We start from the raw sequence: 25,057 nt of genomic DNA, 5'->3' as shown, positions 1-25,057 counted from the left end.
ATCCTCCTAATGGAAACCTTGCCCTCATCCGGTCATTCCGTGATCGGCGGTGCCTTCGTGTGCGTAAACGTCTTGAATTGTCTGAAGGTTAGCGACTAAGAACAGCCTCAGATAAAATGACTGGAGAAGAAGAGTATGGCCGACCTGAGTGCGGAACGTATTGCAAATGCCGCGCTGGAGTTGGTGGATTCAGAAGGTGTGAGTGCTTTCACCCTGCGCGGGGTCGCCCGCCGTCTCAATGTCACGCCTATGGCGCTCTATCACCACGTCGCAGATAAAGAAGAACTGGCTGCGCTTGTCGTTGATGCCGTTGTTAAATCTGTTCCGCGTGATGATGGCAGCGGCGACTGGAAAGAAGACCTCTGGCTCATGTCGCGCTGGATGCGAGCATATACACTCAAGCATCCTTCTGTTGGTCAGTTGCGTAGAGCGCACCGTGTCTGGACGCCGCTTATGCTCAGTACCACCAATGACTGGTTTGGATACTGGCGTCAGAGCGGGCTGAATGAAGAAAACACGATCAAGGCAGCTGGTGCATGCGGCCTCGCCATTTACGGCCTGATCAATGAAGAGCTGAACATTCGCAATATGACGCTGCCAAAGCCGGAATTGCTCGAGCGTATCCGTAACGTGCAGGCTGTTTTCGAACAAAAGCCGGATGTGGAGTCGATGTTTGAACTTACTGTTCGCTCGGTCATCGACGGTGTGTTTTCACGCTTGAGTGCGGAACAAAACGCCTAAGACCAAAGCCCAATGGCGTGATCGGCGCTCCACGGACAGTATTGTCGCAAAGATAATACGGGAGGGCTCGCATGCGAGCACACATCATCACAGCTATTGGCCTGCTAATCCTAGCCATTTTTGCCTATCGCGGCGCGAATGCACTTATGGCGCCGGGCTTTGGCGTATCCGAGCTATACGTGCTGGGCGGCCTGATCTTAGGTGGCTGGGTTAGTTTCTCCGGTTCAAGCGAACTTCTGGCGCGCCGGCGCGAAGCGCGCGCTTCGGTAGATTAGTCAGTAGAGAAAACTCGAAATTCTCACTTTAACTCGCGTCTGTAGAACACTCTGCAGACGCCACATTTGTTTGTGCCGAGAAGTATTTAATACACTTTATTTTACTCTGAAGTGTTCGACCAAAGTCCCTCTACTCAAAATAACTGACTTATTTGATCCTTCATTACAGGCGGAAAAACCGCTGTGAATAAACTGGGGAGGTCATACCTTGTCAAACGAACCAACTAAAGTGGATGCGAAAGGGTATTGGTCGGCGACAGTCAAGCTGACGATATCGCTGCTCGTAATCTGGTTCGCCGTGTCTTATGGGGCCGGCGTTCTTTTGCGTGATGTGCTCGACAACGTTTCAATTGGCGGTGCGCCGCTGGGCTTCTGGTTTGCCCAACAAGGCGCGATCTACGTCTTTGTCGCGCTGATTTTTTACTACTGCTTCGCGATGAACAAGATTGAACGCAAATACGGCGTGAAGGGCTAGCATCATGGATTGGACAATCTTCTTCGTGGTGGCGAGCTTCGGCACCTATATCGGTATTGCGCTCTGGGCGCGTGCCGGGTCAACAAACGACTTCTATGTTGCGGGTCACGATGTGCACCCGATGATTAACGGCATGGCGACGGCGGCTGACTGGATGTCTGCGGCGTCCTTCTTATCTATGGCCGGCCTGATTGCTTCGCTTGGCTATGGTGGCTCAGTCTATTTGATGGGCTGGACAGGGGGCTACGTGCTTCTCGCGCTGTTGCTGGCGCCATTCCTTCGTGAGTTCGGCAAGTTCACCGTTCCGGACTTTGTGGGCGACCGCTACTATTCGACAGCTGCCCGCGTGATTGCGGTCATCTGTGCTTTGTTCGTGTCTTTCACCTACATTGCCGGTCAGATGTCAGGCGTGGGTATCGCATTCTCGCGCTTCCTTGGCGTTGACTTCAACACCGGTATTCTTGTCGGCATGGGCATCGTCTTCGTTTACGCGGTTCTGGGCGGCATGAAGGGCGTGACCTATACGCAGGTGGCTCAATATTGCGTACTGATTTTCGCATACACCGTGCCTGCGATCTTCATCTCAATGATGATCACCGGCAATCCGGTTCCACAGCTTGGCTTTATCTCCAACGTTCGCGGCGAAGATGTTTCCATGCTGGAAAACCTGAACCAGGTCGTCACAGAGCTCGGCTTCATCGAGTACACGAGCACGAACAAGTCATGGATCGACGTCTTCGCGATCACCGGCGCTCTCATGTTCGGTACAGCGGGTCTTCCGCACGTGATCATCCGCTTCTTCACGGTTAGCAGCGCAAGTGCTGCACGTGTATCTGCGGGCTGGGCGCTCGTCTTTATTGCGCTTCTTTACACAGTTGCTCCGGCCGTTGGCGCGTTCGCTCGCTACAACATTATCGATACCGTCAATGAAACGACTTACATCGAAACGGATGACTACGCGGCAGCTGCCGAAGGCATCACAAGCGATGGCGGTACACCGGTTCCTGAATGGTTCAAGAACTGGGAACGTACAGGTCTGGTTGGCTTTGAAGATATGAATGGCGATGGCCTGATGCAGATCCGTGGCCCGAACGCTCCGGATGGTCTGGCGAACGAAGTCACGATCAATAACGACATCTCTGTTCTGGCGAGCCCTGAAATTGCTCAGCTGCCTGAATGGGTAATCGGCCTGATGGTTGCAGGTGGTCTCGCGGCTGCGCTGTCCACAGCGGCTGGTCTCCTCATGGTGATTTCGTCTGCGATCAGTCACGACCTCTGCCGGAGAACCCTGTTCAAAGGAATGAGTGACAAGACTGAGCTTCGTATTGCACGTGTTGCTGCAGCAGGTGCTGTAGCCGCAGCCGGTCTGATGGGGATGAATACGGCCAAACTCGCCTTTGTGGCGCAGGTGGTGGCGTTCGCCTTCGGTCTGGCCGCCGCGTCGCTCTTCCCAATCATTTTCCTCGGTATTTTCTGGAAGCGGATGAACAAGGAAGGCGCAATTGCGAGCATGGCGTTCGGCCTCATCTCAACCTTCTCCTACATCTACTATTTCAAATTTGTAGATACGGACCCGTCACACTGGTTCCTCGGTGTGTCACCTGAAGGTATCGGCTTCGTCTTCATGTTCTTCTCTGCGATCATCGGTATTGTTGTGTCTCTCCTCACAGCGCCGCCGCCGCAGGAAATTCAGGACCTCGTTGAAGATATCCGTGTCCCGGGTACGCGTACGCGCCATGGTTCAGTGGATGAAGATATGGGGCCTATGGACGATCATACGCCAACTCCGGCGGAGTAATTTTGCAACGGATATGGAATTGGAAGGGGCGGCTTTGGTCGCCCCTTTTTCGTATACGACCAGAGGAGGAGTTGCGTCGCCGCACGCGCTGTCACATCCTCAGGGCAGGAGTATTTGCCCATGCCAATCTGGCTCATTCTGATTACCAGCGCGATTTATATGAGCGGCCTGTTCGTATTGGCCTGGCAGGGGGATAAACGCGCTGACGATAAAGCATTCGCTTACAGCCCAACGCGCTATGCGCTCGCGATTGCCGTATATTGCACATCCTGGACTTATTTCGGGGCGGTGGGCACCGCGGTGGAGGCCGGATGGCAGTTCCTGCCGATTTATATCGGGCCAATTCTGGTTTTCTTCTTTCTACCGGACACGCTGCGCCGGATCGCTGATATCTGTACGCGTGAAACGATTACATCTCTCTCTGACTTTCTGGCTGCGCGCTATGGCAAGTCACGGGTGCTGGCAGCGTTTGCGACTTGCGCTGCTGTCGCCGGAAGTGTGCCTTATATCGCGCTCCAACTGAAATCCGTTGGCTGGAGCTTTCAGGCCTTGTCGGCGGGGCAGAGGCTTCCGGACGCCGCGCCTCCTGATGAAACGGTTCTCATCACATCGCTCGCGCTTGCTGCATTCACGGTGTTCTTTGGCGCGCGTCACGCGGATACCACCAAGCATAATGTTGGCCTGATGAGGGTGCTGGCCTTTGAAGCCATCGTGAAGATTAGCGCTCTGGCGGCAGTTTGTTTTCTTGCTGTGTTCCTGCTGACGACCAATGAAGTTCCGACGGTTCAGGAGGCACCATCGCCGTTCACAGCGGAGATGAACTGGGTCCGCTTTTTCTCGACCATCATGATGGCAGGCGGTGTTATCATCTGTCTTCCGAGGCAGTTCCATATTCAGTTCATTGAGCGCCAGAGTAATGCTGACCTGAAGCGTGCACGCTGGATGTTCCCCGGCTATCTGGCGATTACCTGTTTGATGGTCGTGCCAATCGCACTGGCGGGTATGAGTTTCCTTCCGGCAGGAATGTCGCCGGACCTCTATGTTCTGGAATTGCCGATGGTCTACGCAAACGGTTTCATGCCGTTGCTGGTGTTTCTTGGCGGCTTTTCTGCCGCATCGGGCATGGTCATCGTCTCGACAATTGCGCTCTCCACCATGGTGACGAACGATCTGATCGTTCCGACACTTATGCGGTTCAATCGATTGAGCGCACTGGAGACGCGCGGCGGCGAACTCCTTCTTACGATCCGGCGTATCGTTATGCTCTGCATTCTGGCGCTGGCTTACGGCTATTATCGCGGGGCAGGTAGCGCCGATGCGTTGGCCCAGATTGGTCTTCTATCCTTCGCAGCGGCAATCCAGTTCGCACCGGCTCTGATCGGTGCGCTCTACTGGCGGTCAGGCAAGTCCTCAGGCGCGATTGCGGGCCTCTCAGTCGGAATGACATTCTGGCTGTTCACTCTGTTCCTGCCCGAGGTGATCGGCATTGAGACCATGCGGGTCTTCACGCCGGGTGGATTCGACCCTCAGGCGCTGTTTGGAGTGTCTTTCGGTGACACCATCACCCACGGCGTAATCTGGAGTATCGGCAGCAATCTCATCGCCTATGTGATTGTTTCCATGCGTTCTGGGGAGCGCCTGCGGGACCGCATTCAGGCTGCAGCGTTTGTAGACCAGCAGATCGACCCGCTCACAGTCAGCGCCAGCGTGACGACGAGCCAGTTTACCGACGCCACGCCGAGCGGGCTAAAGGCGCTGGCGGCACGTTTTCTCTCTCCTGAAGCGGTTGAGCACGCCTTCGAAAAATTCGAGGAAGAAACCGGTGTTACCTCGAGTGGCGATGATCCCGCAGACTGGCGACTAGTGCAGCGTACAGAAAAGCTCCTCGCCAGCGCACTGGGTGCAGGCTCGGCGCGTGTTGTTATGTCGTCTGCTGTCGGCGGAATGGATGTCGCGCTGGGCGATCTCCTGTCCATTCTGGACCACCGCACGCAGGCCGAGCGGTTTGATAAAGGCATGCTCCATTCCATGCTGGAAAACATTCCCTCCGGCATCAGCGTTGTGGACAGTGAACAAAAGCTCGTCGCATGGAACCAGGCCTATGTAGAGTTGTTCGACTATCCGCCTGAGCTACTTCAGGTGGGCATGCCGATTTCACGCCTGATTGGGCATAATCTTGAGTCAGGCTGGATTGAAGGAGACCCTGCCGAGCAGGCGCGGCGCCGCGTCGAGTACATGCGCTCGGGTACATCGCATCGCTATGAACGTGAAAGTCATGATGGTCGGTGGCTGCGGATCACGGGCAGCCCCATGCCCGGTGGCGGTTATGTCTCGATCTTCCATGACATTACCGAAGACAAGTTCCGCGAGCAGGCTTTGCTTGAGGCCAATGAATCGCTCGAGGCACGCGTAGAAGAGCGCACGGCTGAACTTCTGCAAATGGCCGGTGATCTTGATCAGGCTCGCATGGATGCAGAAGGGGCGAATGCTTCGAAAACCCGTTTTCTCGCGGCGGCCAGTCATGATCTGTTGCAGCCTCTCAATGCGGCTCGTCTGTTCCTTGCTTCAGTGGATTGCGAGCAGGAGAGCCAGACATCGGGTCTTATCAGTAAGGCTGATCGAGCGATCCAGTCAGCGGACAATTTGCTGAAAGGGCTGCTCGATATTTCACGTCTCGACCACGGCAATATCGCAGCGCAGTCCACAACACTGATGCTCGGTCCATTGCTCGAAGATCTGGTCGATGAGGCCACACCAATGGCGGAGAAGGCAGGACTGAAAATCCGTATTGTGCCGACCTCGCTGAGTGTTTCAGCGGACCCTGATTTTCTTCAAAGCGTCATTCGTAACTTTCTCTCCAATGCCCGGCGATACACCAAAGAAGGCGGTGTGCTAGTGGGCGCGCGCCGACGCGGAGACATGGTGCGTATCGAGGTTTGGGATACGGGCCCGGGCATTCCTGATGCCAAGCGGGATATTCTCTTCGAAGAATTCCAGCGTCTGGACGATGTCGACAATCTGGGCATTCGCGGGGCAGGGCTCGGTCTTTCCGTTGCAAGGCGGCTTGCCGGGCTTATGAGAGCAAAACTCGGGTTATCCTCTTGGGAAGGCAAGGGAAGCGTGTTTTCGGTCACTGTTCCAATGGCGGGGATGGCGCCTCGCAGAAGCCGTGTCGTAGCGCCGGTGAAAACTAGCAGCGCCAGTCTCGAGGGTGTTCGCGTTCTTTGCGTGGATGACGAACGTACCATCCTGGATGCGATGTCATCACTTTTGATGCGCTGGGGCTGCGAGGTACAAACCGCTGGAAGCCTACAGGAAGCACAGGCATGTGCATCTGAGATCGGAGGCTTTGATGCTCTGCTCGTCGACTATGAACTGAATAACGGTGAGACGGGCGTTGATGTCATTACGGCCCTGCGCTCAAGCCTGACAACACCGGATAATAGCGCCATCATCACAGCGAATACCGGAGCGGAGATTGAAACCGCGGCGAGTGAGCAGGGCGTCATCCTGTTGCGCAAGCCCGTCGATTCGGAAGAGCTCAGAGCCTTCCTGGAAGCTTGCCGTTTACGTCTACCGGCTTAGTCGGCTGACGTTGCCTCTTTGAAGATGAGGAGGGCCTGAGTGCGGTTGTTCGCGCCGAGCTTACGAAAGATTGCTGTCATATGAGCTTTCACCGTGGCCTCGGAAATTCCCATCTCATAAGCGATCTGCTTGTTGAGAAGCCCGTCTGAGAGACCGTTGAGCACGCGTCGCTGTGCAGGCGTCAACGAGGCAAGGCGCGCGGCAACGGCTTCGCTTTCCGCATCTAGTCCGCCATCTTCGGAGACAGGAAACCACGTTCCGCCATCAAGTGCGGTAACAAGGGCTGCGGAAAGATCCTCTGAAGACAGGCTCTTAGGAAGATAACCTGATGCGCCGAGTGATTGGGCTCGGGCGTAAGCTTCGCCGCCTTCGGTCGCTGAAACAACATAGACTGGCGCGTCACCAACAGCTGTTTTGAGCTTGACGAGACCATCAAAGCCGGTGGCGTCAGGAATGTTCAGATCGAGTAGCAGCAAGTCATAGCGCGTGTCTGAGACGGCGCTCATGGCCGCGGTTATGGATGCAGCTTCTGCTGTGTCCGCGCCGTCTGGAAATGCTTTTTGAAGCGCTGCCTTCAGCGCATCACGAAACAATGGATGATCGTCCACGATCAGCACTGCTGGTCTTGACGGTGTCATGTCCTCAATCCTCCCACCCGTTTTTCAGAGCGTTTTCTTTCAGTCTGTAGCCACAACACGACGAAAGTCGACTCGTCCTCGACCTTAGTCTTAGCACCAATTGCTAATAGAGCGGATCAGAGACTGAGCAGATACTGCCTCCCATAACGATATAAAAATCAACCCCTGGGGAGGTTAAACAATGAAGACGACTCTTAAAGCACTCATGCTTTCCGGTGTGGCGCTCGGTCTGACCGGTTCAGCAACGGCGGACGAGGCCGAACTGGAAGCACGCATCGCCGCATTAGAAGCGCTGGTGCAAAATCTGAGCGCGCAGGTGGATGCAGAACGGACGCAAACTGATCAGGATATTGTCCGTCTGGAAGCAGCGGCCAGTTCAGCACCAGCCGCAGCGCCAGCGGCGCAACAAGATGGCATGATGCTGGGTGACACGAATGTTCGCGTGGGCGGCTATATCGACCTCGATGCGCATGTCACCAGTCTGTCCGATGGTGCTATCGGCTCATCTTCCATTGCACGTGACTTCCACATTCCGGGCGCAACGCCGATTGGCGGCAGCGGTACGACCGCAACTGATATGACGGCTCAGGCATCTCGCATCTTTATCGCCGGTGATCGCGATATCGATGGCAACAAAGTCTCCGGATATTTCGAGATGGACTTCCTTGGCTCGCTTCAGGGCAATGAGCGTGTCTCCAGCTCATTTTCTCCGCGTTTGCGTCGTGCGTATATTGACGTGAACGGCCTGCGCGTCGGTCAGGAATGGTCCACCTTCCAGAACACGTCCGCTATTCCGGAAAGCGCTAGCTTCCTCACGCTGTCAGATGGCATGGTGTTCATGCGTCAGGCGCAAATTCGCTACACGAACGGTAACTGGCAGTTTGCTCTGGAGAATGGTGATACAACAGTCTCTCCAGTGGGCGGCGGTCGTATCGAGGCCGACTCCAATACGCTTCCGGATGCCGTGGTTCGCTATAACCACACCGGTGACTTCGGCAATGTGTCATTCTCCGGTCTTGCTCGTCAGCTCCGTTACGAAGCTGCGGGTATTGAAGAGCAAACAATGGGCTATGCGCTCAGCGTTGCGGGTAAGCTGAATGTTGGCGGCGGCGATGATGTACGCTTCTCTCTGACGGGCGGTGAAGGCCTCGGACGCTATATCGGCCTCAACGCGGCCAACGGTGCCGCAGTTAATCCAATGACGGGTGAGCTGGACGTGATTCCTTCATATGGCGGTCTCATTGCCTGGAGGCACCCGTTCGGTGAAACAGCCCGGCTGAACCTTGGTTATTCAGGACTATTTATCGATAATCCGTCCTATGTTGCTTCATCTATGACACAGTCTGTCCAGTCAGTTTACGGGGCGGTCTTGTGGGACATTGCGCCAAGGGTGACAATGGGGACGGAACTACTCTTTGGGCAGCGTGAAGACGAAGCTGGAAACTCCGGCGATATTTCTCGGTTCACCTTCTCAACGAAGTACGCATTCTAGAACTTAAAACATACGGGAGTGAGGCATGGCAGACGGTAACAGCAATACAGAACAGGCGGTATTTCCTGTTCCTGCTGAGATCGCAGATGCGGCAAAGGTCGATACCGCAAAGTATCTGGAAATGTACCAGAAGAGCGTAGACGATCCGGACGCATTCTGGGGTGAAGCGGGCAAAAGGCTGGACTGGAGCAAGCCTTACTCCAAGGTGAAAGATGTCTCTTACGACCAGTCGGATCTGCATATCCGCTGGTATGAGGATGGCGAACTCAATGTCAGTTATAACTGCATTGACCGCCATCTGGAGACGCGCGGCGATCAGCCAGCCATAATCTGGGAGGGCGATGACCCGAGCGTTGCTAAGACCGTCACATACCACCAGCTTCACGAGCATGTTTGCCGCTTTGCCAATGTGCTGAAAAAGCTGGGTGTGAAGAAGGGCGATCGCGTCACGATCTACCTACCTATGATCCTTGAGGCAGCCTACGCGATGCTCGCATGTGCGCGTATCGGTGCGGTTCATTCGATCGTCTTTGGCGGGTTCTCACCTGAAGCTCTTGCGGGTCGTATCAATGACTGTGATTCCACAGTCGTTATTACCGCTGATGAGGGGCTTCGCGGTTCTAAAATCGTCCCGCTTAAAAAGAACGTAGATGCCGCGCTCAAGCACGCGCTTGGCGTCGAGAAGGTTCTTGTTGTCGAGCACACTGGTAATCAGGTCCCGATGAAAGGTGGCCGCGATGTCTGGTGGCACGAAGCGGCAGCTGGCGTGGACGAGTTCTGCGACCCTGAGCCGATGAACGCAGAAGATCCGCTGTTCATTCTGTATACGTCTGGCTCAACAGGTAAGCCTAAAGGCGTTCTGCACACCACAGGCGGCTATCTTGTCTGGGCGAGCATGACGCACGAATACGTCTTCGACTACAAAGACGGTGACGTCTATTGGTGCACGGCGGATGTGGGCTGGGTCACAGGCCATAGCTATATCATTTATGGTCCGCTCGCGAATGGTGCTCAGACGCTTATGTTTGAAGGCGTACCGAGCTATCCGGATGCATCCCGCTTCTGGCAGGTTGTCGACAAGCACCAGGTCAACATCTTCTACACGGCGCCAACGGCTATTCGCGCGCTCATGCGCGAAGGCGAAGACTTCGTCAAAAAGACCAGCCGTAAGTCGCTCCGCATTCTTGGGTCTGTCGGTGAGCCGATCAACCCTGAGGCCTGGCTCTGGTACTACAATGTTGTCGGTGAAGGCCGTTGCCCGATTGTTGATACATGGTGGCAGACGGAAACCGGCGGCATCATGATCACGCCGCTGCCGGGCGCGACCGATCTGAAGCCGGGTTCGGCGACACGCCCATTCTTTGGCATTAAGCCGATCCTTGTGGACTCTGAGGGCAAAGAGCTTGAAGGCGCTGTCGATGGCAATCTCTGCATCACGGACTCATGGCCGGGCCAGATGCGCACGGTTTATGGGGACCATGAACGTTTCTTCCAGACCTATTTCTCAACCTATCCGGGCCGCTACTTCACCGGTGATGGCGCACGTCGCGATGAAGACGGGTATTTCTGGATCACAGGCCGCGTCGACGACGTGATCAATGTCTCAGGTCACCGCATGGGAACTGCTGAAGTGGAAAGCGCGCTTGTGGCTCACGACATGGTGTCTGAGGCCGCCGTGGTTGGCTATCCGCACGATATCAAAGGGCAGGGCATCTACGCCTATGTCACGCTGATTGCTGGCGTAGAACCGACGGAAGAAATCCGGAAGGATCTGGTGAAATGGGTCCGTACCGAGATTGGCCCGATTGCCAGCCCTGACCTCATCCAGTTTGCGCCGGGGCTTCCGAAAACCCGATCCGGCAAGATTATGCGCCGTATTCTGCGCAAGATTGCAGAGAATGATTACGGCTCGCTGGGTGATACATCGACACTCGCAGAGCCTGAAGTCGTGCCTCAACTCATTGAGAACCGCATGAACCGATAGGTTCAGATACAGTCTCCCGTGATGCCGTCCCGAACTGCAAAGAAGGTACGGCTCCGTAACTAAAAGGGCGATGATCGTGTGATCATCGCCCCTTTTTTTAGTCTGAGATGTGCGGAAGCGGCTTAGTTGTCGCCGCCCGTTGCGCCCGCCTGACTGGAGCGCATGCGCATCATCATTTCCATAGCCGCGCCCATTTCTTCACGAGACAGAGCACCGTCGCCGTCACCATCGAACTGGCCAATCATTGGCGCTGCCATCATGCCGAACATGCCGCGATTCATTTCTTCCGGCTCGACCAGACCATCAAAGTCATCATCAAGCGCGCCGAAAAGCATGCCGCTTTCAAGCTCTTCCTGCGTTTCCGTCATCGGATCCGCTGTCGTTTCACCAACCCAACGGTATGTGAGGCGGGTGTACATCATTTCTTCGAATGACTGGTCGCCCCATGTGATGGTTGAGGTCGGATCAGGGTTCGCGAAGTTACGCTCTGAGTTGTCATAGAAATAGTGAGCGACCAGACGGTCACCTGCGTTGATCATGATCGGCTCAGAGAGACGATAGTCGAACTGCCAGTTGAAGTCATAACGCGGCGAGTTGATCACGACTTCAGTTTCGCCGGTTGTGCGGATCAGTTCCATATACATGGAGCGCGCACGATAGTGAGCGTGCGGGTAAACGCCGAGAAGTTCAGCGTCCGCTGGGAACTCAACGTAAGCAACTTCCTCGTGGCGTTCCTCGCCCGGCGGAATTGTGATGGTCGGATCGACGATCACATAGCTGCGTGTGTAAAGCTCTGGCTGTTCGTCATGGAAGTAGAAGCCAACACGTGTGTAGTCTGTCACTTCACGGCCGTTCGGCGTGTAGTGCATCTGGAAGCCGATCGCGCCGCCCGCAGGGAATGGGACACCGGAATTGTCCGGGTGGATCATGGATTCTTCGCCGACCGCGTATGTGCCTGTAGAGAACTCCCACTGACCGAACGTATCCGTCGCGCCCGGAGGCGGCATTTGGGACATATATCCTGTCAGAGCGTGGTGAACTGTATCCCGTGTTCCAGGCTGAATTGTCGTTGCGCGCAGCCAGTGATCTTCCGTCAGTGGATTTGCAACAACCGGGTACTGGTAGTCGACAACGCCGGTTGCAGGAATATCGAATGGATCGATCTCCAGAACGAGATCTGGCTCACCGAGCGGCCATTCAGGTACTTCGAATTCGACGCTTGGCAGAGGGTCTTCGCCTTCGCCACGTGGCGTGCCTGCTTCAATCCAGCGGATGACCGTCTGGTATTCTTCGGTAGAGAGCGAGCGGCTGTGTTCGACTTCGCGAATGGTTTCGTCAAACGACCAAGGGGGCATACGCTTGGTCATCATGACTTCGCGCATCATTGGCGCCCAGCCGACGACAGTTTCATAGTCGGTCATCGCCCATGGCGCGATGCCGCCAGTCGTGTGGCACTCGACGCAGTTTTCGATCAGAACCGGTGCGACGTCGTTAGCGTAAGATACGGAAAGCGGCTCATTACGCGCTGGGAAGCTGATGAGCTGACCGTCCGGCTGAGACGACGCAACCGTGACCTCTTCGTCCGCGATGAGTTGATCCAGCACGGCAGCGATGTTGCTCGCATCGTCAGCAACATCACCGTGATAGACGAGCTTGAAGCCTTCGAGTGGAGAATAGATAAACACTTCGCCTGCGCGGCTTGCGCCGATTTGCTCACCAACAAGCTGGGTGCGGTCGAGCAGAACCGGGATCGTCCAGCCATTCTCTTCTACGGCTGCAGCGATGTCGTCACGCGTCGTGCCGATAGTGGAGTTCAGAGCGTAGAACGGAATGTCGTGCTCGGAGTAGCGTTCAGCGAGCTCGGAGACTGCCGTCATCACCTCATCAGATGCTTCGCAACCATTGCACTGGGTTACGATGACGGATGCCGGTACGTCCGCATAGTAGAAAAGTTCGTGTGCATAGCCTGTTTCATCATTCAGACGAAAGTTGCTGGCGTAATCAGCGAGAACAACCGGAGTTGTTGATTCTACGGAGTTTTCAGCGGAAACGTCAGAAGAAGTAGACGTGCTTTGACCGCAGCTTGCTACAGAAAAGAGCGCAATAGCTGCAACACTAGTTAGGCCAGCGGACCTGATAGACCGGATCATGTTGTTCTCCCGAGGACATGTTTTTGTAGTACTTTGCTACACTGTTTGGGCGAGCTAATACCGTTTTTCCCTAGAAGAATATAGTCCAGTCTATCAAAATCCTTACTATCGCGATGTGATATTCAGCACTTTTTATACGGTGTAAGGCAAAAATATCTCACTTTGTGCTCAGTCTTCGAGCGCTCTCGCTACGTCAGCCCGATAGTTGAATCCCGCCAGAATCAAACAGATGACGCTCGCACCATTAAATAGCAGCACCCACTCAAGTGCGTGCTTCAGAGGTGCTTCGTGACCGCCAGCTGAGAACATGTCGCTGAGGAAGCCCGTCACCCAAGGGCCGCCGCTGATGCCAATCAAAGTGAGGCAGAACAGCGTGAATGCGGATGAGAATGAGCGCATGCGCAGCTTCACCAGTTCCTGCGAAGCCGTGTACGCAATGCTCGCATAGATCAGGCCCACAAAGTTTGGCACCACATTCCAGATATAGGCTTCCATTGGCGTTGTTGCCTGCAGGAACATGAATGCAAACGGCAGAGCGATTGCTGATGTGACGGCGATGATCCATGGACGCCAGCGAAGGTCTTTGGCTGAGAGCTTGTCACAGATGAACCCAATCACAATGGCACCGACAGAACCGACGCCACCGATCAGAAGCCCGAGAGGGATCGCAACATCCTGAGGCTGAAGATCATAGGTGCGCTGCAAATGGCTTGATGTGAACGCGACATAAGCGTTCGCAGAGACGCAGATGAGCAGGCAGCCGAGCAGCAGGAACATGTAGGAAGACTGGCTCATCATGAAGCGGAACGTCTCCATCATGCTTGGCGCAGGCTCGCTGGTATCTGTGTGGCGATTTTCGGAAATGCCGCGTTGAGGTTCTTTGACTGTAAAGCGCAAGATGATGGCGAGGAGAATGCCAGGTACACCGGCCGCGAAGAATGCGGCGCGCCAGCCAAAGTTGGCATAGACCAGAGCACCGACGATATAGCCAAGCATAATGCCGAAGCCGATACCGGTCGTGTAAATGCCAAGCGCCATTGCTCGCTCGCGCGGTGCGTACAGGTCTGAGATCATAGATGTCGCGGGAGGTGTGCCGCCGGCTTCGCCGATGCCTACGCCCATACGGGCCAGGAAGAGTTGCCAGAAGTTTTGCGTGACGCCGCAGACCGCGGTCGCACCGGACCAGACGAGCAGGGCGAGGGCGATAATATTCCGGCGGTTGGACCGGTCAGCCAGATAGGCAACCGGAATGCCGAGCGTAGCGTAGACCAGAGCAAAGCTCAGGCCCGTTAGGAGGCCGAGCTGTTGGTCGGATAACTGCATCGCCGCTTTGATCGGCTCGAGCACCGTGATGATGACCTGACGGTCGAGGTGGTTGAAGGTGTAGACCATCGTCAGGACGGCCAGAACCCAGGCGCGGCCCTTTACCTTGTTGGTGACCGGTTCTGCTGTTGTTTGGATGTCAGACATTAGCTGGCTCCCTGTTCGAGAAATGGACGGAGCGCACCCTGCACAACAGGTTCGTCCAGTAGAGGGGTGTGGCCGACGCGCGGCACGGTAACGAGTTCCGCATAGCCGTGCTTGCGGACCATTTTTCTGGCATTCTTGTCTGACAGGAGGTCAGAGATTTCGCCGCGCACCAGAAGCAGCGGGACAGGTTTCATCACTTTGAAGAGCTTCCACATCGCCATATTGGTGAAAATGTTCGGACGCACTTCTTTCACAGTGCGCGAGATTTCAGGATCATAGTCGAGTTCGACACGTCCATCGTCCAGCTCTCGATAAGTGCGACGGGCAAACGCCATCCAGTCTTCATGCGTGTAGTCAGGAAATGCAGAACGCTGCACATCCTCGACGGCTTTTGCCGCAGCTTCCCAGTTATCTTTTTGCAACGTGCCGCCGACATAATTCTGGATGCGATCAAGGCCTTCTTTCTGGAGGACAGGCCCGATATCGTTCAGGACGACACCTTCAATTCGGTGGGGGATCATGGTCATGAGCACCATGGACATGAGGCCGCCCATGCTTGTGCCGACGAGTTTTACGGTCTCAATTTCGAGATGATCGAGCAGGGCAATCATGTCCTGCGCATAAATCGCAGGGGAATAGTTCACCGGATTTGTATCGCGTTCGGAAAGCCCGCGTCCGCGCACATCGACTGCTATGAAACGAACATTCGTGCCGCTTTCGAGCAACGCGTTTATCATAGGTTCGAAATCTTTGTGATTGCGCGTGAGCCCGTGCATGCACAACGCCGTCACAGGGGCGTCGTCCGGGCCGTAACTTTTCGCGTACAGCTTCAGACCATCGCCCGAGCGATAGTAGATATCCAATTTTTTGCCTCCCAGAAGACCTATCAGGCATTGCCCTCTTTACGTCTTCAACAATTGTTGAAATTCTAGACTCTGAATGCGGGAGCGCAAGCTTTTTCAGGCAGAGTTTTGCCTTTGCAGGTGTTGTCCGCTAACTGAATAAAAATAATAGGGGAGCTAACGTTGGGACATGGCGGTAGAAAACAAAAAGCAGGATAAGCGCGAAGCTATTCTGAACGCAGCGGAGAGCCTCTTCGCCAAGCATGGCTATGACGGTGTGACGCTGCGTGCCATTGCCAAAGAGGCTGGTGTGGATGTGGCGTTGGCAAATTACCACTTCGGCCCGAAGCGGGATTTGTTCGATGCGGTGCTACTTCGTCGTGCGCAGATACTGAACAGCTGGCGTCTTGAAGCGCTGGAAACGACCGTTCAGAACGCGGCACCGAACCCGCCGCAAGTCAAAGACATTATTCGCGCTTATTTCGAGCCGCTATTAAAGCGATCGCAGGTTCAGGAGCCTGGCTGGAAAAGCTATTACGCATTGATCGCGTATGTGAACAGCTCGCCGGAATGGGGCGGTACGCTGATGACCCAGTTCTTCGATCCGATGATCCACCGGTTTCTCGCCGTTCTGAAAACTGCGCTTCCCGGTGTTCCCGATAAAAGCGTATATTGGGGCTATCACTGCCTCTCCGGTGCGTTGACGCTGGCCTTTGCGCAGACTGGACGTATCGACCATCTGTCTGACGATCTCTGCAAGTCTGATGATCTGCCCGATGCGTGCGATTACATAGTCGACTTTGTGGCTGCAGGTTTCTCGGATATGATTGCAGCAAGTCAAAAAGAAACGGCGACGCTTTAAGCGTCGCCGTTCTTCGTTTTAGCCGTGCTTCCCGATTAGAACGAGAAGTCGAAGCCGAGAGTGACAGTGCGCGGGTCACCGTAGAAGCCTGTCAGTGTGCCTTCGAGGCCGAGTGTTGGTGTTGGCGGGTTAGTCGCTTCGTTTGTGAAGTTGTAGCCAGCAACGATGTAACGCTCGTCTGTGAGGTTTTTGCCGGACAGTGTCAGACCATAGCGGCCGTCGGCTGTTTCCCAGCGGATAGACGCGTCGAGCAGAGTGTAAGCTTCCTGATCGAGGTAGGCGCTTGGTGTCTCAAACTGGCTGGAGTCGCCGCGGTAAGACGCCATGACGTTAGCGAGCAGGTTGCCTTCATTCATGCCGAGGTTGAACGGCGTGTCGTAAGCAAGACGCAGGCTTGCAGTCCAGTCTGGTGTATTCTGGACAACACGCTGGTCAGCTACGTCGTTGCCAAATGCGTCGATGTATTCGTCGTAAGACGCATCGAGATAACCGAGAGACCAGCTTGCATTGAACAGGTCGCCGTCATTGATCACGTCCTGAGCGAATGTAGCATTACCCTCAAACTCGATACCCCAGATAGTTGCCGCACCAGCGTTTGTTGTGACGCCCGTGAAGGTGTCATTGACGCCGTCATTGTCCGTATCAACGCCAATAGAGCCCGGGATCTGTACGTCTGAATAGTCAGATGTGAAGGCTGCGACAGAGTAGTTCAGCAGGCCGCCGAACTGGCTCGCTTTGTAACCGACTTCAAAGCTGTCGACTTCTTCTGGATCGAATTGCATGAATTCGAACTGCTCCTGAGGCGACACGATACCGTCCTGATCGAGGTCAGGTGCAGCGCTTGTCTGGCCACGCGGGTCGAAACCGCCGCCTTTGAAGCCCTGTGCATATGTGAAGTAGACATTGCTGTCGTCTGTCAGATCATAAGCGAGGGAAAGACGCGGGCTGAAGTCAGAGAAGTCCGCAGACCCATCAAAGTCTGACGTTGTCGCAATCAGGATCGGGCTGCCGCCGAAGAATTCAGAGAAACCGCCGATAAAGGTACGACGCAGAACCTGAGACGTACGCTTGTCTTCCGTGTAACGCGCGCCGAGTGTAACTGCGAAACGGTCGGTTACGTCGTATGTGAAGTCACCGAAGACAGACCATGTTTCAGTGTTTACGTCACCGAATGTCTGAGCGTTCAGACCTGGCAGGCCAAGAAGCTGACCTGTTGTGTCGAGCAGTACGTCGAACACAGTCGAAGCATTTGCATCGAGATAGTAGACGCCGACGAGACCGTTGAGACGGTCGCCTTCATAGAGAACCTGGAATTCTTCAGAGAACTGGTCGTTCGCATAGATCGCAGGCACGTCGAGGTCGCCAGCCGGAAGGCTGTCGAAGTCGATTGGTGTGATGCTCTCATCTTCGCGGTAAGCGAGGATGTTGCGAAGCGTGATGTTGTCGTTCAGGCGGAATTCAGCCGTCAGGGACGCACCCATAGCTTCAACATCCTGAGATACGACATTCAGGCCAGCACGTGTGTCATAAACGTTTCCGAGAACAGGTGCGCCTGTCAGAAGACCTGGTGTGAGGCGGTGACCCTGACGTGGTGCAGAATCATCTTCTGTACGGTCAGCAGAGAAACGGAGCTGGAAGTCTTCTGTGACGTCCCACTCTGCCGATACACGCGCAGACAGAACTTCTTTGTCGTAGTTTTGCTCGCCTGTGGTGAGGTTCTCACCGAAACCATCACGGTTCAGAGAGGCAATAGCACCGCCAACACGGAACGTGTCTGAAAGTGGCATGCTGCCCGAAAGAACAGCGTCGTGCTGCTGGTATGAACCAACTGCGAAACGACCGTTGAGCGTAGGTGTGTCGGAAAGGCCGCTCGTAACGTACTTAACTGCGCCACCGATTGTGTTGCGGCCGTACAGTGTACCTTGAGGGCCACGAAGAACCTCGATGCGGTCAACGTCGAATACGTCGAGAACTGCGCCCTGTGGACGGTTCAGGTAGACGTCATCAATGTAGATGCCGACGCCGGCTTCAAAGCCTGCAACCGGGTCCTGCTGGCCAACACCACGAATGAATGCGGACAGGGTTGTATTCGTGCCGCGGGACACTTCCAGCGTGACGTTTGGTGTGATTTTCGCGACTTCTGTCAGGTCGGTGACGCCGAGGTCAGCGAGCAGACCGCCATCGAAAGCAGATACGGACAGTGGAACGTCCAGCTGGCTTTCTTCACGACGCTGTGCGGTAACCTGAATCGTGCCGAAGCGCGCTTCCTGAGCGGTTTCGGTTTCAGCTTCCTGAGCGAAGGCGGCGATAGGTGAAAATGCGGTAGTGGCAAGCGCTAAGAGCGCAAGGCGAGTGCGGATCATCTTTCTCTCCCCATGATGCCCAGCTATTTATGCTGGGAATTCAACAACTGTTGAATACCTGCCGTGGCAGAAGTGTTATGTCAATCGGGAATAAGCAAGATAGCCGAAAGTTTAATGACGATCTCGCGCATACGGGGAATTGCTATAGAGTGTTTCGCCTCAGAGCGGACGATCTTCGTCATGAAGAATGCGTTCAGCCGAGCCTTGCGGGTCATCGAACTGGCCTGTCTTCATTGACCAGAAGAATGCCGCAAGACCGATCAGGCCCATTCCCAGCGCGACGGGAATCAAAAATAGAAGCGCGGTCATTTTGTTTTTCCTGAAGCTACGCGCAGCGCATTCAGCGTCACGACGATGGAGGAGCCTGACATGGCAATCGCAGCGATGAGCGGTGTGACAAATCCCAAGAGCGCAATTGGAACCGCGATAAGATTGTAGATCACAGCCAGACCGAAATTCTCTTTGATTCGTCCCTGCGCTGAACGGGCGACACGGATCACGGTCGCAATGTTTTCCAGCGACTCACCGGAATAAACTGCATCGCTCGCTGTACGTGCTGCGTCCAGTGCGCCGCCCGGGGCGAGAGCTGCGTGAGATGATGCAAGTGCGCCGGCATCGTTCAGACCATCGCCAATCATAAGAACCTTATGGCCTTCAGCACTCAGCGTATCGACGCGCTCTGCCTTGCCGACAGGTTTGATGCCGCCTGTATAGTTCTGAACGCCGAGACGAGCTGCAACCTCTTCGACGCGAGCCGGATGGTCACCTGAGCAGATCTCATAAGTTACGCCCAACTCATCAAGTGATTGCAGAAGTTCTTTTGCGCCTTTCTTGATGTCTTCGGTCAGATGGAGCGGCGCTGGGGCGCTACCTTCAATCCAGAACCAGAGGCTGACATTGTCTTCCGGCGCTGCGCCGTTTTCAGCGCTGACCCATTCCCAGGAGCCGAGGCGTGCTTCCTTCCCATCAATGAGACCCGACAGGCCGAGGCCTTTATGCTCCTCGACATTCTCTGCGACGGGGCCGGGGCAGGCTGCCTGTACGACAGCGCGGGAAAGCGGGTGCCGACTGGCACGGGCGAGGTGCGCCGCAAGGTTCAGGTTTTCGCGTGACTCTTCTGTATCATCGAAATGAGGTGTTAGTTCTGTGAGTGTGCCTGTCTTATCGAAAATGATGTGATCGCATGCAGCAATACGTTCCAGCGCATCACCGGATTTCAGAAAGGCGTTTGCGCGGAAGAGACGTCCCGCAGCGACGATTTGAACGACAGGCGCGGCCAGCGCCAGTGCGCAAGGGCAGGTAATCACCAGAACGGAGATCGCAGTGAAGAGCGCAGTTCTAACGTCGCCACTGATGATGAACCAGCCGATGAATGCGACTGCCGCCAACGTATGTACGATCGGGACATAGAGTTCGGCGGCTTTATCCGCGATCTGGCGATACTTTGAACGCTTTTGCTCGCCTACATCCAGAAGACGACTGATTTCGCCAATCAGGGAATCGTCAGTGGTTGTCGCGACGGCGACCTCGATAGGCGCGCCGAGATTGACGCTGCCCGCGTAAATGCGTGTGCCATGCGGTTCCAGCTGGGGCATGACTTCACCAGTGACAAGGCTGGTATTGAGCGATGCTTCTGCGCTCACAAGGTCAACATCGACCGGCAGGCGCTCACCGGTCGAGATGATAAGCGTGTCTCCAACGTCGAGCGAGCCTGATGCGACCGTCTCAATAGAGCCGTCCGCAAGCCGGCGTGAGACGGTAACCGCTTGCATAGCGGCCAGATCGTCGGCCGCTTTATAGGCTTGTCGCTGAAGGCGGGCTTCAAGGAAGCGTCCAATCAACAGGAAGAAGAGCAACATCACTGCCGCATCGAAGTAGGAATGCTCACCGTGATGGATTGTCTCGTAAATGCTCAGGCCCGTCGCCAGCAGGACAGCCAGCGAGATTGGAACGTCCATATTGACGTGTCCGCCACGCAGAGCGCCGAGCGCGGACGAGAAGAATGGACGGCCCGAGAATGCGACCGTTGGAATGGCAATCGCGGCAGAAACCCAGTGGAGCAGGGTGCGTGTCGCATCTGACATCTCACCTTTGCCAGCCCAGACGGACACAGACAAAAGCATGATATTGGCGGCAGCAAACCCTGCGACAGCCATGGCCAGAAGGAGGCCGCGCTCACGTTTCTGACGACTTGCGTCGACAAGATCTGGATCAAACGGTTTGGACGGATATCCAAGACCGTTGAGCGTTTCGATAATCCTGTCGGGATTAAACGCGTCGCTCGTCCAGTCTGCCACGAGGCGACCGGTAGAGAGGTTCATACGGACGTGGTCGATACCTTCGAGCGCGCTGACATTCTTTTCGATCTTTGCCAGGCATCCGCCGCATTTCGCGCCGGAAACTGCCAGTATCAGCTCGCTACGCCCGTTCTTTTCGCGAACAAAGGGACGTGCGCTCGTTTGAGGTGGTACGGTTTCCCCGAGGGGCAGATCAGCAGAGGTCAGCGTGTCCATGTGAGTGACTTATGAGCTGTGACGGTATCACCGTCGGGTGACTGTGCGGTTATTTCGGCGTTCCAGTCGCCAGTTTCGAGGTCCGTCAGTATGATCTCGTAACGGCCCGGACCATTTGCGCTGAGGTCGACAATACGTTGACCTTCCCGGGTCGCAGGACGGGTGAGTGTGGCCGACACCTCAAGCTGAGTGATGCCGTTCTCGAATTCGTCCAGCCAGTAAGTGACCAGCATTGGGCTGCCACTGTCTGTTGCTTCAAGACCAACTTCGGTTGACCAGCCCAGCTCTTCCTGGCGGGCGCGGTCTTCGAGGGCCTGATTATAGTTCAGGCCCTGAATGTAGGATTGCTCAACCTGTTCGCCCGGAAATGATCGCACCGCATACACGGTGAAGATGACGTTCACGATAATCATGACACCGAAAAAGCCGAGCAGCATGAACAGTACGTGATATCCGTTGAGACGACCGATCTTCATTGAGGTCAGTTCCTTCGTGGGCTGGAGAATGGAATGAAATTAGCGTCCTGCTCTCCGGTCTCTGTGTCAATTGCGACAATGCGAAGCCGGTCATTTCCATCCACCGCATCTTCAGGGATTTTGATGATCATGCGGAAACGTGTCACACCCTCACCAGGAATTTCGACGTCGAGATCGCCGTGCTCTTCGCCCACAAGCGAGACGTCTGCGCCTTCAATTCCGGTCACTTCCAGGCGGATGTTTTTCGGATCGATCCGCTTGTTGACCAGCTTGATTGCGTAGCCGTTCTGAATGCGACCGTCAGACAGCTGCACGAAGGATGGTGAGCGGTCTTTGAGGACGTTCAGCTCGAAGGTGGAGCGTGTGAACAGGCCGTACGCCATGAGTGCCGTGATGGCGCTGATCAATACCGCATAAATGATAACTCGCGGACGGAACAGGCGGAACTTCTGGGCCGGTTTTCCAGCTGCACGCAGTTCCACATTTTTATCTGTATCGTATGCGATGAGGCCGGTCGGGCGACCAACCTTTTTCATGATGTCGTCACAGGCGTCGATACAGAGCGCACAGTGAATACATTCAAGCTGGGCGCCGTTGCGGATATCAATACCCATAGGGCAGGCGGTGACGCAGGCATTACAGTCAACGCAGTCGCCGCGACCTTCCCATGTTTCAGACTTTTTGTGCGGACCACGAGGTTCGCCGCGATCCCAACGATAGGTGACGTTGAGGGCGTCTTCGTCAGTCAGCGCCGCCTGAATACGCGGCCATGGGCAAAGATAGGTACAGACCTGCTCACGCATTGTGCCTGCAAGCGAATAGGTCGTGAAGGTCAGGATGCCGACGAAGACGTAAGCTGTCGTTGGCGCGTGACCTGTGAAGAAGTTATAGGCGAGTGAAGGCGCATCGTGGAAATAGAAGACGAGCGCACCGCCGGTTGCCGCAGCAATCAGCAGCCAGACAGCGTGTTTGGCTGCTTTGCGCCAGATCTTGTTGAAGGTCCAAGGCGCGCGATCAAGCTTAATGCGTTTGTTACGGTCGCCCTCGAAGAAGCGCTCAACGGCGATATAGAGATCGGTCCAGACCGTCTGCGGACAGGCATAGCCACACCAGACGCGTCCGAACAGAGAGGTCACCAGAAACAGGCCGAGAGACGACAGAATGAGAATGCCGGTGATGTAGTAAACTTCTTGCGGCCAGATCTCGATCGGGCCGAAATAGAACTTACCATCAGCAAAGAAGAGGATTGCCTGATCCGGCGCTTCAGGCCCGCGATCCCAGCGTATCCAGGGCAAGCCGTAATAGACCGCCAGCGCGAGCGCCATAAACGCGAATTTGAAGGAGCGAAACTTACCGCTGACGAGCTTCGGGTGAACCGGCTCGCGCTTCTTATACATCGGTTGCGCATCGGATGGCGGGGTAGGTTTGAGAGCTGTCATTGTACTCGACTTCCCAGTTTGTATTTTAGAACTTTCTAAAACAAGAAAGTTAGAAATACGTGATGGTATCTTGTCACACCCTCACAAAAAAAGGCCCGGCGAACCGGGCCTTTTCTGATCAAATCAGCCTTCGCTGCCGCTTAATGCATAGACATATACTGCAAGGGCTTTGACGGTTGTTTCGTCGAGACGTTCACCCCACGCAGGCATTGCGCTGTTGCGTGGATTGTAGATGGTCGCCTGAACAGTAGCCATGTCACTGCCATAGAGCCAGTCGCGGTCTGTGAGGTTTGGTGCGCCCTGGAATTGATCGCCAGTACCGGCTTCACCGTGACATGCGACACAGTTCCACTCGAACACTTCCTGACCCGCAATAGACGCATCGGATGCCTCCTCGAGACCGGAGAGCGTGCGAACATAGTGCGCAACGTTCGTGATCTCTTCAGCGCTCAGGACCTGATCGCGACCAAAGGCAGGCATCATGGAGAAGCGGCTCTCCATATTTTCCTGACGGACGCCATAAGTGATCGTGTGCTGGATTTCGTCCAGACCACCACCCCAGAGCCACACATCGTCTGCGAGGGTCGGGTAACCCGGTGCACCGCGGGCGCCTGCACCATGGCAGGTCGCGCAGTTGTCACCAAAGGCACTTTCACCAGCAGCCATAGCAAACTGACGAAGGTCCTGATCAGCAAGAATGTCCTCAACAGACGCTTCGATCAGAGCCGCTCCGTTTTCAGCGCGCGCAGAACGCAGTGCGTCAATGCTTTCAGCGACAAGAGCACGGTCAGAGTGGTTACGAATACCCGGAGTGTTCGTGCCCATTCCAGGCAGTGCAGGCCATGCCGGCATGAAGATCCAGTACACAACAGCCCAGGCGATACAAATGTAGAAGATGTATAGCCACCAACGTGGAAGCGGGTTGTTGAGCTCTTTGATGCCATCCCATTCGTGACCGGTGGTTTCAACACCGGTTGCAGCATCAATGTCTTTATCATGTTCACTCATTGATAGGCTCCTCGTCGATCAGAGGGAGGTTGGCTGCCCGTTCGAATTCGGACTTCTTGGACGGCCACAGTGCGTAGGTGCAGGCCCCGAGGAACAGCACTACGAAGTAGAGCAGTCCCCAGGTCTGTGCGAAACTGGAAAGCGTTTCATAGTTCATGATGCTATCTCCGGTTCTGCAGGCTGTCGGCTTCGTAAGTTTCGAAGTCGACCAGTGTGCCGAGCATCTGGAGATAGGCGATCATAGCGTCCATCTCGGTGATGTTTTCGGCGTCGCCGTCAAATGCACGTACAGTGACCGTACCTTCCCGACCTGATGCTTCGGTGTAACGATCCACCAGAGCGCCGTCATAGTCGCCGGAATTCGGATAGAAGTCCGGATTGGCCTGAGCGAGAAGGTCGTACTCTGCGTTCTCGATCATAGCGTCGGTGTAAGGCACACCTACAAGGCGCATTGCCTGCATGGTTTGCTGTACCTGGCTGAAGTCGAGTGGGCGATCTACCATGAACGTGTATGGCGGCATGATGGATTCCGGAACGACAGAGCGTGGGTTACGCATGTGGTCCATGTGCCATTCATCAGAGTATTTGCCGCCAACACGTGCAAGGTCAGGACCTGTACGCTTGGAGCCCCACTGGAACGGGTGGTCGTACATGCTCTCTGCAGCGAGAGAATAGTGACCATAGCGTTCCACTTCGTCACGCAGCGGGCGAACCATCTGGGAGTGACAGACATAGCAGCCTTCACGCACATAGATTTCGCGCCCTGCGAGTTCGAGTGGCGTGTATGGACGCATACCGTTCACGCGCTCAATCGTGTTGCTCAGATAGAAGAGCGGAGCGATCTCGATGATACCGCCAATGGCGACGACAACGAGGATGCCGACTGTGAGGAGCATAGAGTGCTTCTCGAGCAGGGCGTGTTTATCAAACAATGCCATTAGTCTGT

Annotated in this window: 20 protein-coding genes; 8 read left to right on the top strand and 12 right to left on the bottom strand. The window is 55.3% G+C overall.

Annotated elements, in window-relative coordinates:
- Nucleotides 1–135 precede the first annotated feature (135 nt).
- The 5 genes from P1U45_RS13945 (at nt 136) to P1U45_RS13925 (ending at nt 6,874) form a co-directional block, all read left to right on the top strand.
- A complete protein-coding gene (locus tag P1U45_RS13945) occupies nt 136–741 on the top strand; it encodes a TetR/AcrR family transcriptional regulator (RefSeq protein WP_301059629.1) in 606 nt (201 codons plus the stop codon).
- A 71-nt stretch (nt 742–812) separates the two neighbouring features.
- Nucleotides 813–1,016, top strand: a complete 204-nt coding sequence (locus P1U45_RS13940) for a hypothetical protein (protein ID WP_301059628.1) — start codon at nt 813–815, stop codon at nt 1,014–1,016.
- 208 nt (nt 1,017–1,224) lie between these two features.
- Nucleotides 1,225–1,491, top strand: coding sequence for a DUF4212 domain-containing protein (locus P1U45_RS13935; RefSeq protein ID WP_293608198.1), 267 nt, complete (start codon nt 1,225–1,227; stop codon nt 1,489–1,491).
- A 4-nt stretch (nt 1,492–1,495) separates the two neighbouring features.
- Entirely contained in the window at nt 1,496–3,289 is a 1,794-nt protein-coding gene (locus tag P1U45_RS13930) for a sodium:solute symporter family protein (protein ID WP_301059627.1), read from the top strand.
- 120 nt (nt 3,290–3,409) lie between these two features.
- On the top strand, nt 3,410–6,874 hold the full coding sequence (locus tag P1U45_RS13925) for a PAS domain-containing hybrid sensor histidine kinase/response regulator (RefSeq protein ID WP_301059626.1): 3,465 nt from the start codon (nt 3,410–3,412) through the stop codon (nt 6,872–6,874).
- Here P1U45_RS13925 and P1U45_RS13920 read toward each other — a convergent pair.
- Nucleotides 6,871–7,512 (bottom strand): response regulator transcription factor, encoded by a 642-nt coding sequence (locus tag P1U45_RS13920; RefSeq protein WP_301059625.1) that lies wholly within the window; start codon nt 7,510–7,512, stop codon nt 6,871–6,873. The two genes, P1U45_RS13925 and P1U45_RS13920, sit on opposite strands and share 4 nt — an antisense overlap.
- A 181-nt stretch (nt 7,513–7,693) precedes the next feature.
- Here P1U45_RS13920 and P1U45_RS13915 point away from each other — a divergent pair, with 181 nt between their 5' ends.
- Nucleotides 7,694–9,004: a DcaP family trimeric outer membrane transporter gene (locus P1U45_RS13915; RefSeq protein WP_301059624.1), complete on the top strand. Its 1,311-nt coding sequence runs from the start codon at nt 7,694–7,696 to the stop codon at nt 9,002–9,004.
- Between the two features lie 25 nt (nt 9,005–9,029).
- The gene (gene acs / locus P1U45_RS13910; protein WP_301059623.1) at nt 9,030–10,988 is read left to right on the top strand and encodes an acetate--CoA ligase; all 1,959 of its coding nucleotides are present in this window, start codon (nt 9,030–9,032) and stop codon (nt 10,986–10,988) included.
- Between the two features lie 122 nt (nt 10,989–11,110).
- Here the strand turns inward: acs and P1U45_RS13905 are convergent, their stop codons facing one another.
- From P1U45_RS13905 to P1U45_RS13895, 3 genes are all read right to left on the bottom strand, one after another.
- A complete protein-coding gene (locus P1U45_RS13905) occupies nt 11,111–13,138 on the bottom strand; it encodes a hypothetical protein (RefSeq protein ID WP_301059622.1) in 2,028 nt (675 codons plus the stop codon).
- A 168-nt stretch (nt 13,139–13,306) separates the two neighbouring features.
- Nucleotides 13,307–14,608 (bottom strand): MFS transporter, encoded by a 1,302-nt coding sequence (locus P1U45_RS13900; protein ID WP_301059621.1) that lies wholly within the window; start codon nt 14,606–14,608, stop codon nt 13,307–13,309.
- Nucleotides 14,608–15,471: an alpha/beta hydrolase gene (locus P1U45_RS13895; RefSeq protein WP_301059620.1), complete on the bottom strand. Its 864-nt coding sequence runs from the start codon at nt 15,469–15,471 to the stop codon at nt 14,608–14,610. Before P1U45_RS13895 ends, P1U45_RS13900 begins: the two co-directional genes overlap by 1 nt.
- A gap of 169 nt (nt 15,472–15,640) precedes the next feature.
- On the opposite strand from P1U45_RS13895, the gene P1U45_RS13890 reads away from it, so the two are divergent.
- A complete protein-coding gene (locus P1U45_RS13890) occupies nt 15,641–16,312 on the top strand; it encodes a TetR/AcrR family transcriptional regulator (protein ID WP_301059619.1) in 672 nt (223 codons plus the stop codon).
- Nucleotides 16,313–16,347: 35 nt separating this feature from the next.
- On the opposite strand, the gene P1U45_RS13885 is transcribed toward P1U45_RS13890, so the two are convergent.
- The 8 genes from P1U45_RS13885 to ccoO all read right to left on the bottom strand — a co-directional run bounded on the left by P1U45_RS13885 (nt 16,348) and on the right by ccoO (nt 25,049).
- On the bottom strand, nt 16,348–18,675 hold the full coding sequence (locus P1U45_RS13885) for a TonB-dependent receptor (RefSeq protein WP_301059618.1): 2,328 nt from the start codon (nt 18,673–18,675) through the stop codon (nt 16,348–16,350).
- 159 nt (nt 18,676–18,834) lie between these two features.
- Nucleotides 18,835–18,984, bottom strand: coding sequence for a cbb3-type cytochrome oxidase assembly protein CcoS (gene ccoS / locus P1U45_RS13880; RefSeq protein WP_022695621.1), 150 nt, complete (start codon nt 18,982–18,984; stop codon nt 18,835–18,837).
- Entirely contained in the window at nt 18,981–21,188 is a 2,208-nt protein-coding gene (locus P1U45_RS13875) for a heavy metal translocating P-type ATPase (RefSeq protein WP_301059617.1), read from the bottom strand. The genes ccoS and P1U45_RS13875 overlap by 4 nt, the downstream gene beginning before the upstream one ends.
- Nucleotides 21,176–21,664, bottom strand: a complete 489-nt coding sequence (locus P1U45_RS13870; protein ID WP_301059616.1) for a FixH family protein — start codon at nt 21,662–21,664, stop codon at nt 21,176–21,178. The genes P1U45_RS13875 and P1U45_RS13870 overlap by 13 nt, the downstream gene beginning before the upstream one ends.
- 5 nt (nt 21,665–21,669) lie before the next feature.
- Nucleotides 21,670–23,103 carry a cytochrome c oxidase accessory protein CcoG gene (gene ccoG / locus P1U45_RS13865; protein ID WP_301059615.1) on the bottom strand — a complete coding sequence of 478 codons (1,434 nt, stop codon included), beginning with the start codon at nt 23,101–23,103 and terminating at the stop codon, nt 21,670–21,672.
- A gap of 123 nt (nt 23,104–23,226) precedes the next feature.
- The gene (gene ccoP / locus P1U45_RS13860; RefSeq protein WP_301059614.1) at nt 23,227–24,111 is read right to left on the bottom strand and encodes a cytochrome-c oxidase, cbb3-type subunit III; all 885 of its coding nucleotides are present in this window, start codon (nt 24,109–24,111) and stop codon (nt 23,227–23,229) included.
- Complete coding sequence (locus tag P1U45_RS13855; protein ID WP_022695616.1) at nt 24,104–24,268, bottom strand: cbb3-type cytochrome c oxidase subunit 3; 165 nt, start codon at nt 24,266–24,268, stop codon at nt 24,104–24,106. Before P1U45_RS13855 ends, ccoP begins: the two co-directional genes overlap by 8 nt.
- Before the next feature lie 4 nt (nt 24,269–24,272).
- Nucleotides 24,273–25,049 carry a cytochrome-c oxidase, cbb3-type subunit II gene (gene ccoO, locus P1U45_RS13850; RefSeq protein ID WP_293608183.1) on the bottom strand — a complete coding sequence of 259 codons (777 nt, stop codon included), beginning with the start codon at nt 25,047–25,049 and terminating at the stop codon, nt 24,273–24,275.
- Nucleotides 25,050–25,057 lie beyond the last annotated feature (8 nt).

Source organism: Ponticaulis sp. (assembly GCF_029210165.1).
Lineage (GTDB): Bacteria > Pseudomonadota > Alphaproteobacteria > Caulobacterales > Hyphomonadaceae > Ponticaulis.
The sequence above is the reverse complement of the archived record's forward strand: the minus strand, read 5'-3'. Positions and strand labels throughout refer to the sequence as shown.

Excerpts from the sequence above, each read along its gene's own strand:
- P1U45_RS13945 (WP_301059629.1), top strand. The coding sequence starts at position 136 with ATGGCCGACCTGAGTGCGGAACGTATTGCAAATGCCGCGCTGGAGTTG.
- P1U45_RS13940 (WP_301059628.1), top strand. The coding sequence starts at position 813 with ATGCGAGCACACATCATCACAGCTATTGGCCTGCTAATCCTAGCCATT.
- P1U45_RS13930 (WP_301059627.1), top strand. The coding sequence starts at position 1,496 with ATGGATTGGACAATCTTCTTCGTGGTGGCGAGCTTCGGCACCTATATC.
- P1U45_RS13925 (WP_301059626.1), top strand. The coding sequence starts at position 3,410 with ATGCCAATCTGGCTCATTCTGATTACCAGCGCGATTTATATGAGCGGC.
- P1U45_RS13920 (WP_301059625.1), bottom strand. The coding sequence starts at position 7,512 with ATGACACCGTCAAGACCAGCAGTGCTGATCGTGGACGATCATCCATTG.
- P1U45_RS13915 (WP_301059624.1), top strand. The coding sequence starts at position 7,694 with ATGAAGACGACTCTTAAAGCACTCATGCTTTCCGGTGTGGCGCTCGGT.
- acs (WP_301059623.1), top strand. The coding sequence starts at position 9,030 with ATGGCAGACGGTAACAGCAATACAGAACAGGCGGTATTTCCTGTTCCT.
- P1U45_RS13905 (WP_301059622.1), bottom strand. The coding sequence starts at position 13,138 with ATGATCCGGTCTATCAGGTCCGCTGGCCTAACTAGTGTTGCAGCTATT.
- P1U45_RS13900 (WP_301059621.1), bottom strand. The coding sequence starts at position 14,608 with ATGTCTGACATCCAAACAACAGCAGAACCGGTCACCAACAAGGTAAAG.
- P1U45_RS13890 (WP_301059619.1), top strand. The coding sequence starts at position 15,641 with ATGGCGGTAGAAAACAAAAAGCAGGATAAGCGCGAAGCTATTCTGAAC.
- P1U45_RS13885 (WP_301059618.1), bottom strand. The coding sequence starts at position 18,675 with ATGATCCGCACTCGCCTTGCGCTCTTAGCGCTTGCCACTACCGCATTT.
- ccoS (WP_022695621.1), bottom strand. The coding sequence starts at position 18,984 with ATGACCGCGCTTCTATTTTTGATTCCCGTCGCGCTGGGAATGGGCCTG.
- P1U45_RS13875 (WP_301059617.1), bottom strand. The coding sequence starts at position 21,188 with ATGGACACGCTGACCTCTGCTGATCTGCCCCTCGGGGAAACCGTACCA.
- P1U45_RS13870 (WP_301059616.1), bottom strand. The coding sequence starts at position 21,664 with ATGAAGATCGGTCGTCTCAACGGATATCACGTACTGTTCATGCTGCTC.
- ccoG (WP_301059615.1), bottom strand. The coding sequence starts at position 23,103 with ATGACAGCTCTCAAACCTACCCCGCCATCCGATGCGCAACCGATGTAT.
- ccoP (WP_301059614.1), bottom strand. The coding sequence starts at position 24,111 with ATGAGTGAACATGATAAAGACATTGATGCTGCAACCGGTGTTGAAACC.
- P1U45_RS13855 (WP_022695616.1), bottom strand. The coding sequence starts at position 24,268 with ATGAACTATGAAACGCTTTCCAGTTTCGCACAGACCTGGGGACTGCTC.
- ccoO (WP_293608183.1), bottom strand. The coding sequence starts at position 25,049 with ATGGCATTGTTTGATAAACACGCCCTGCTCGAGAAGCACTCTATGCTC.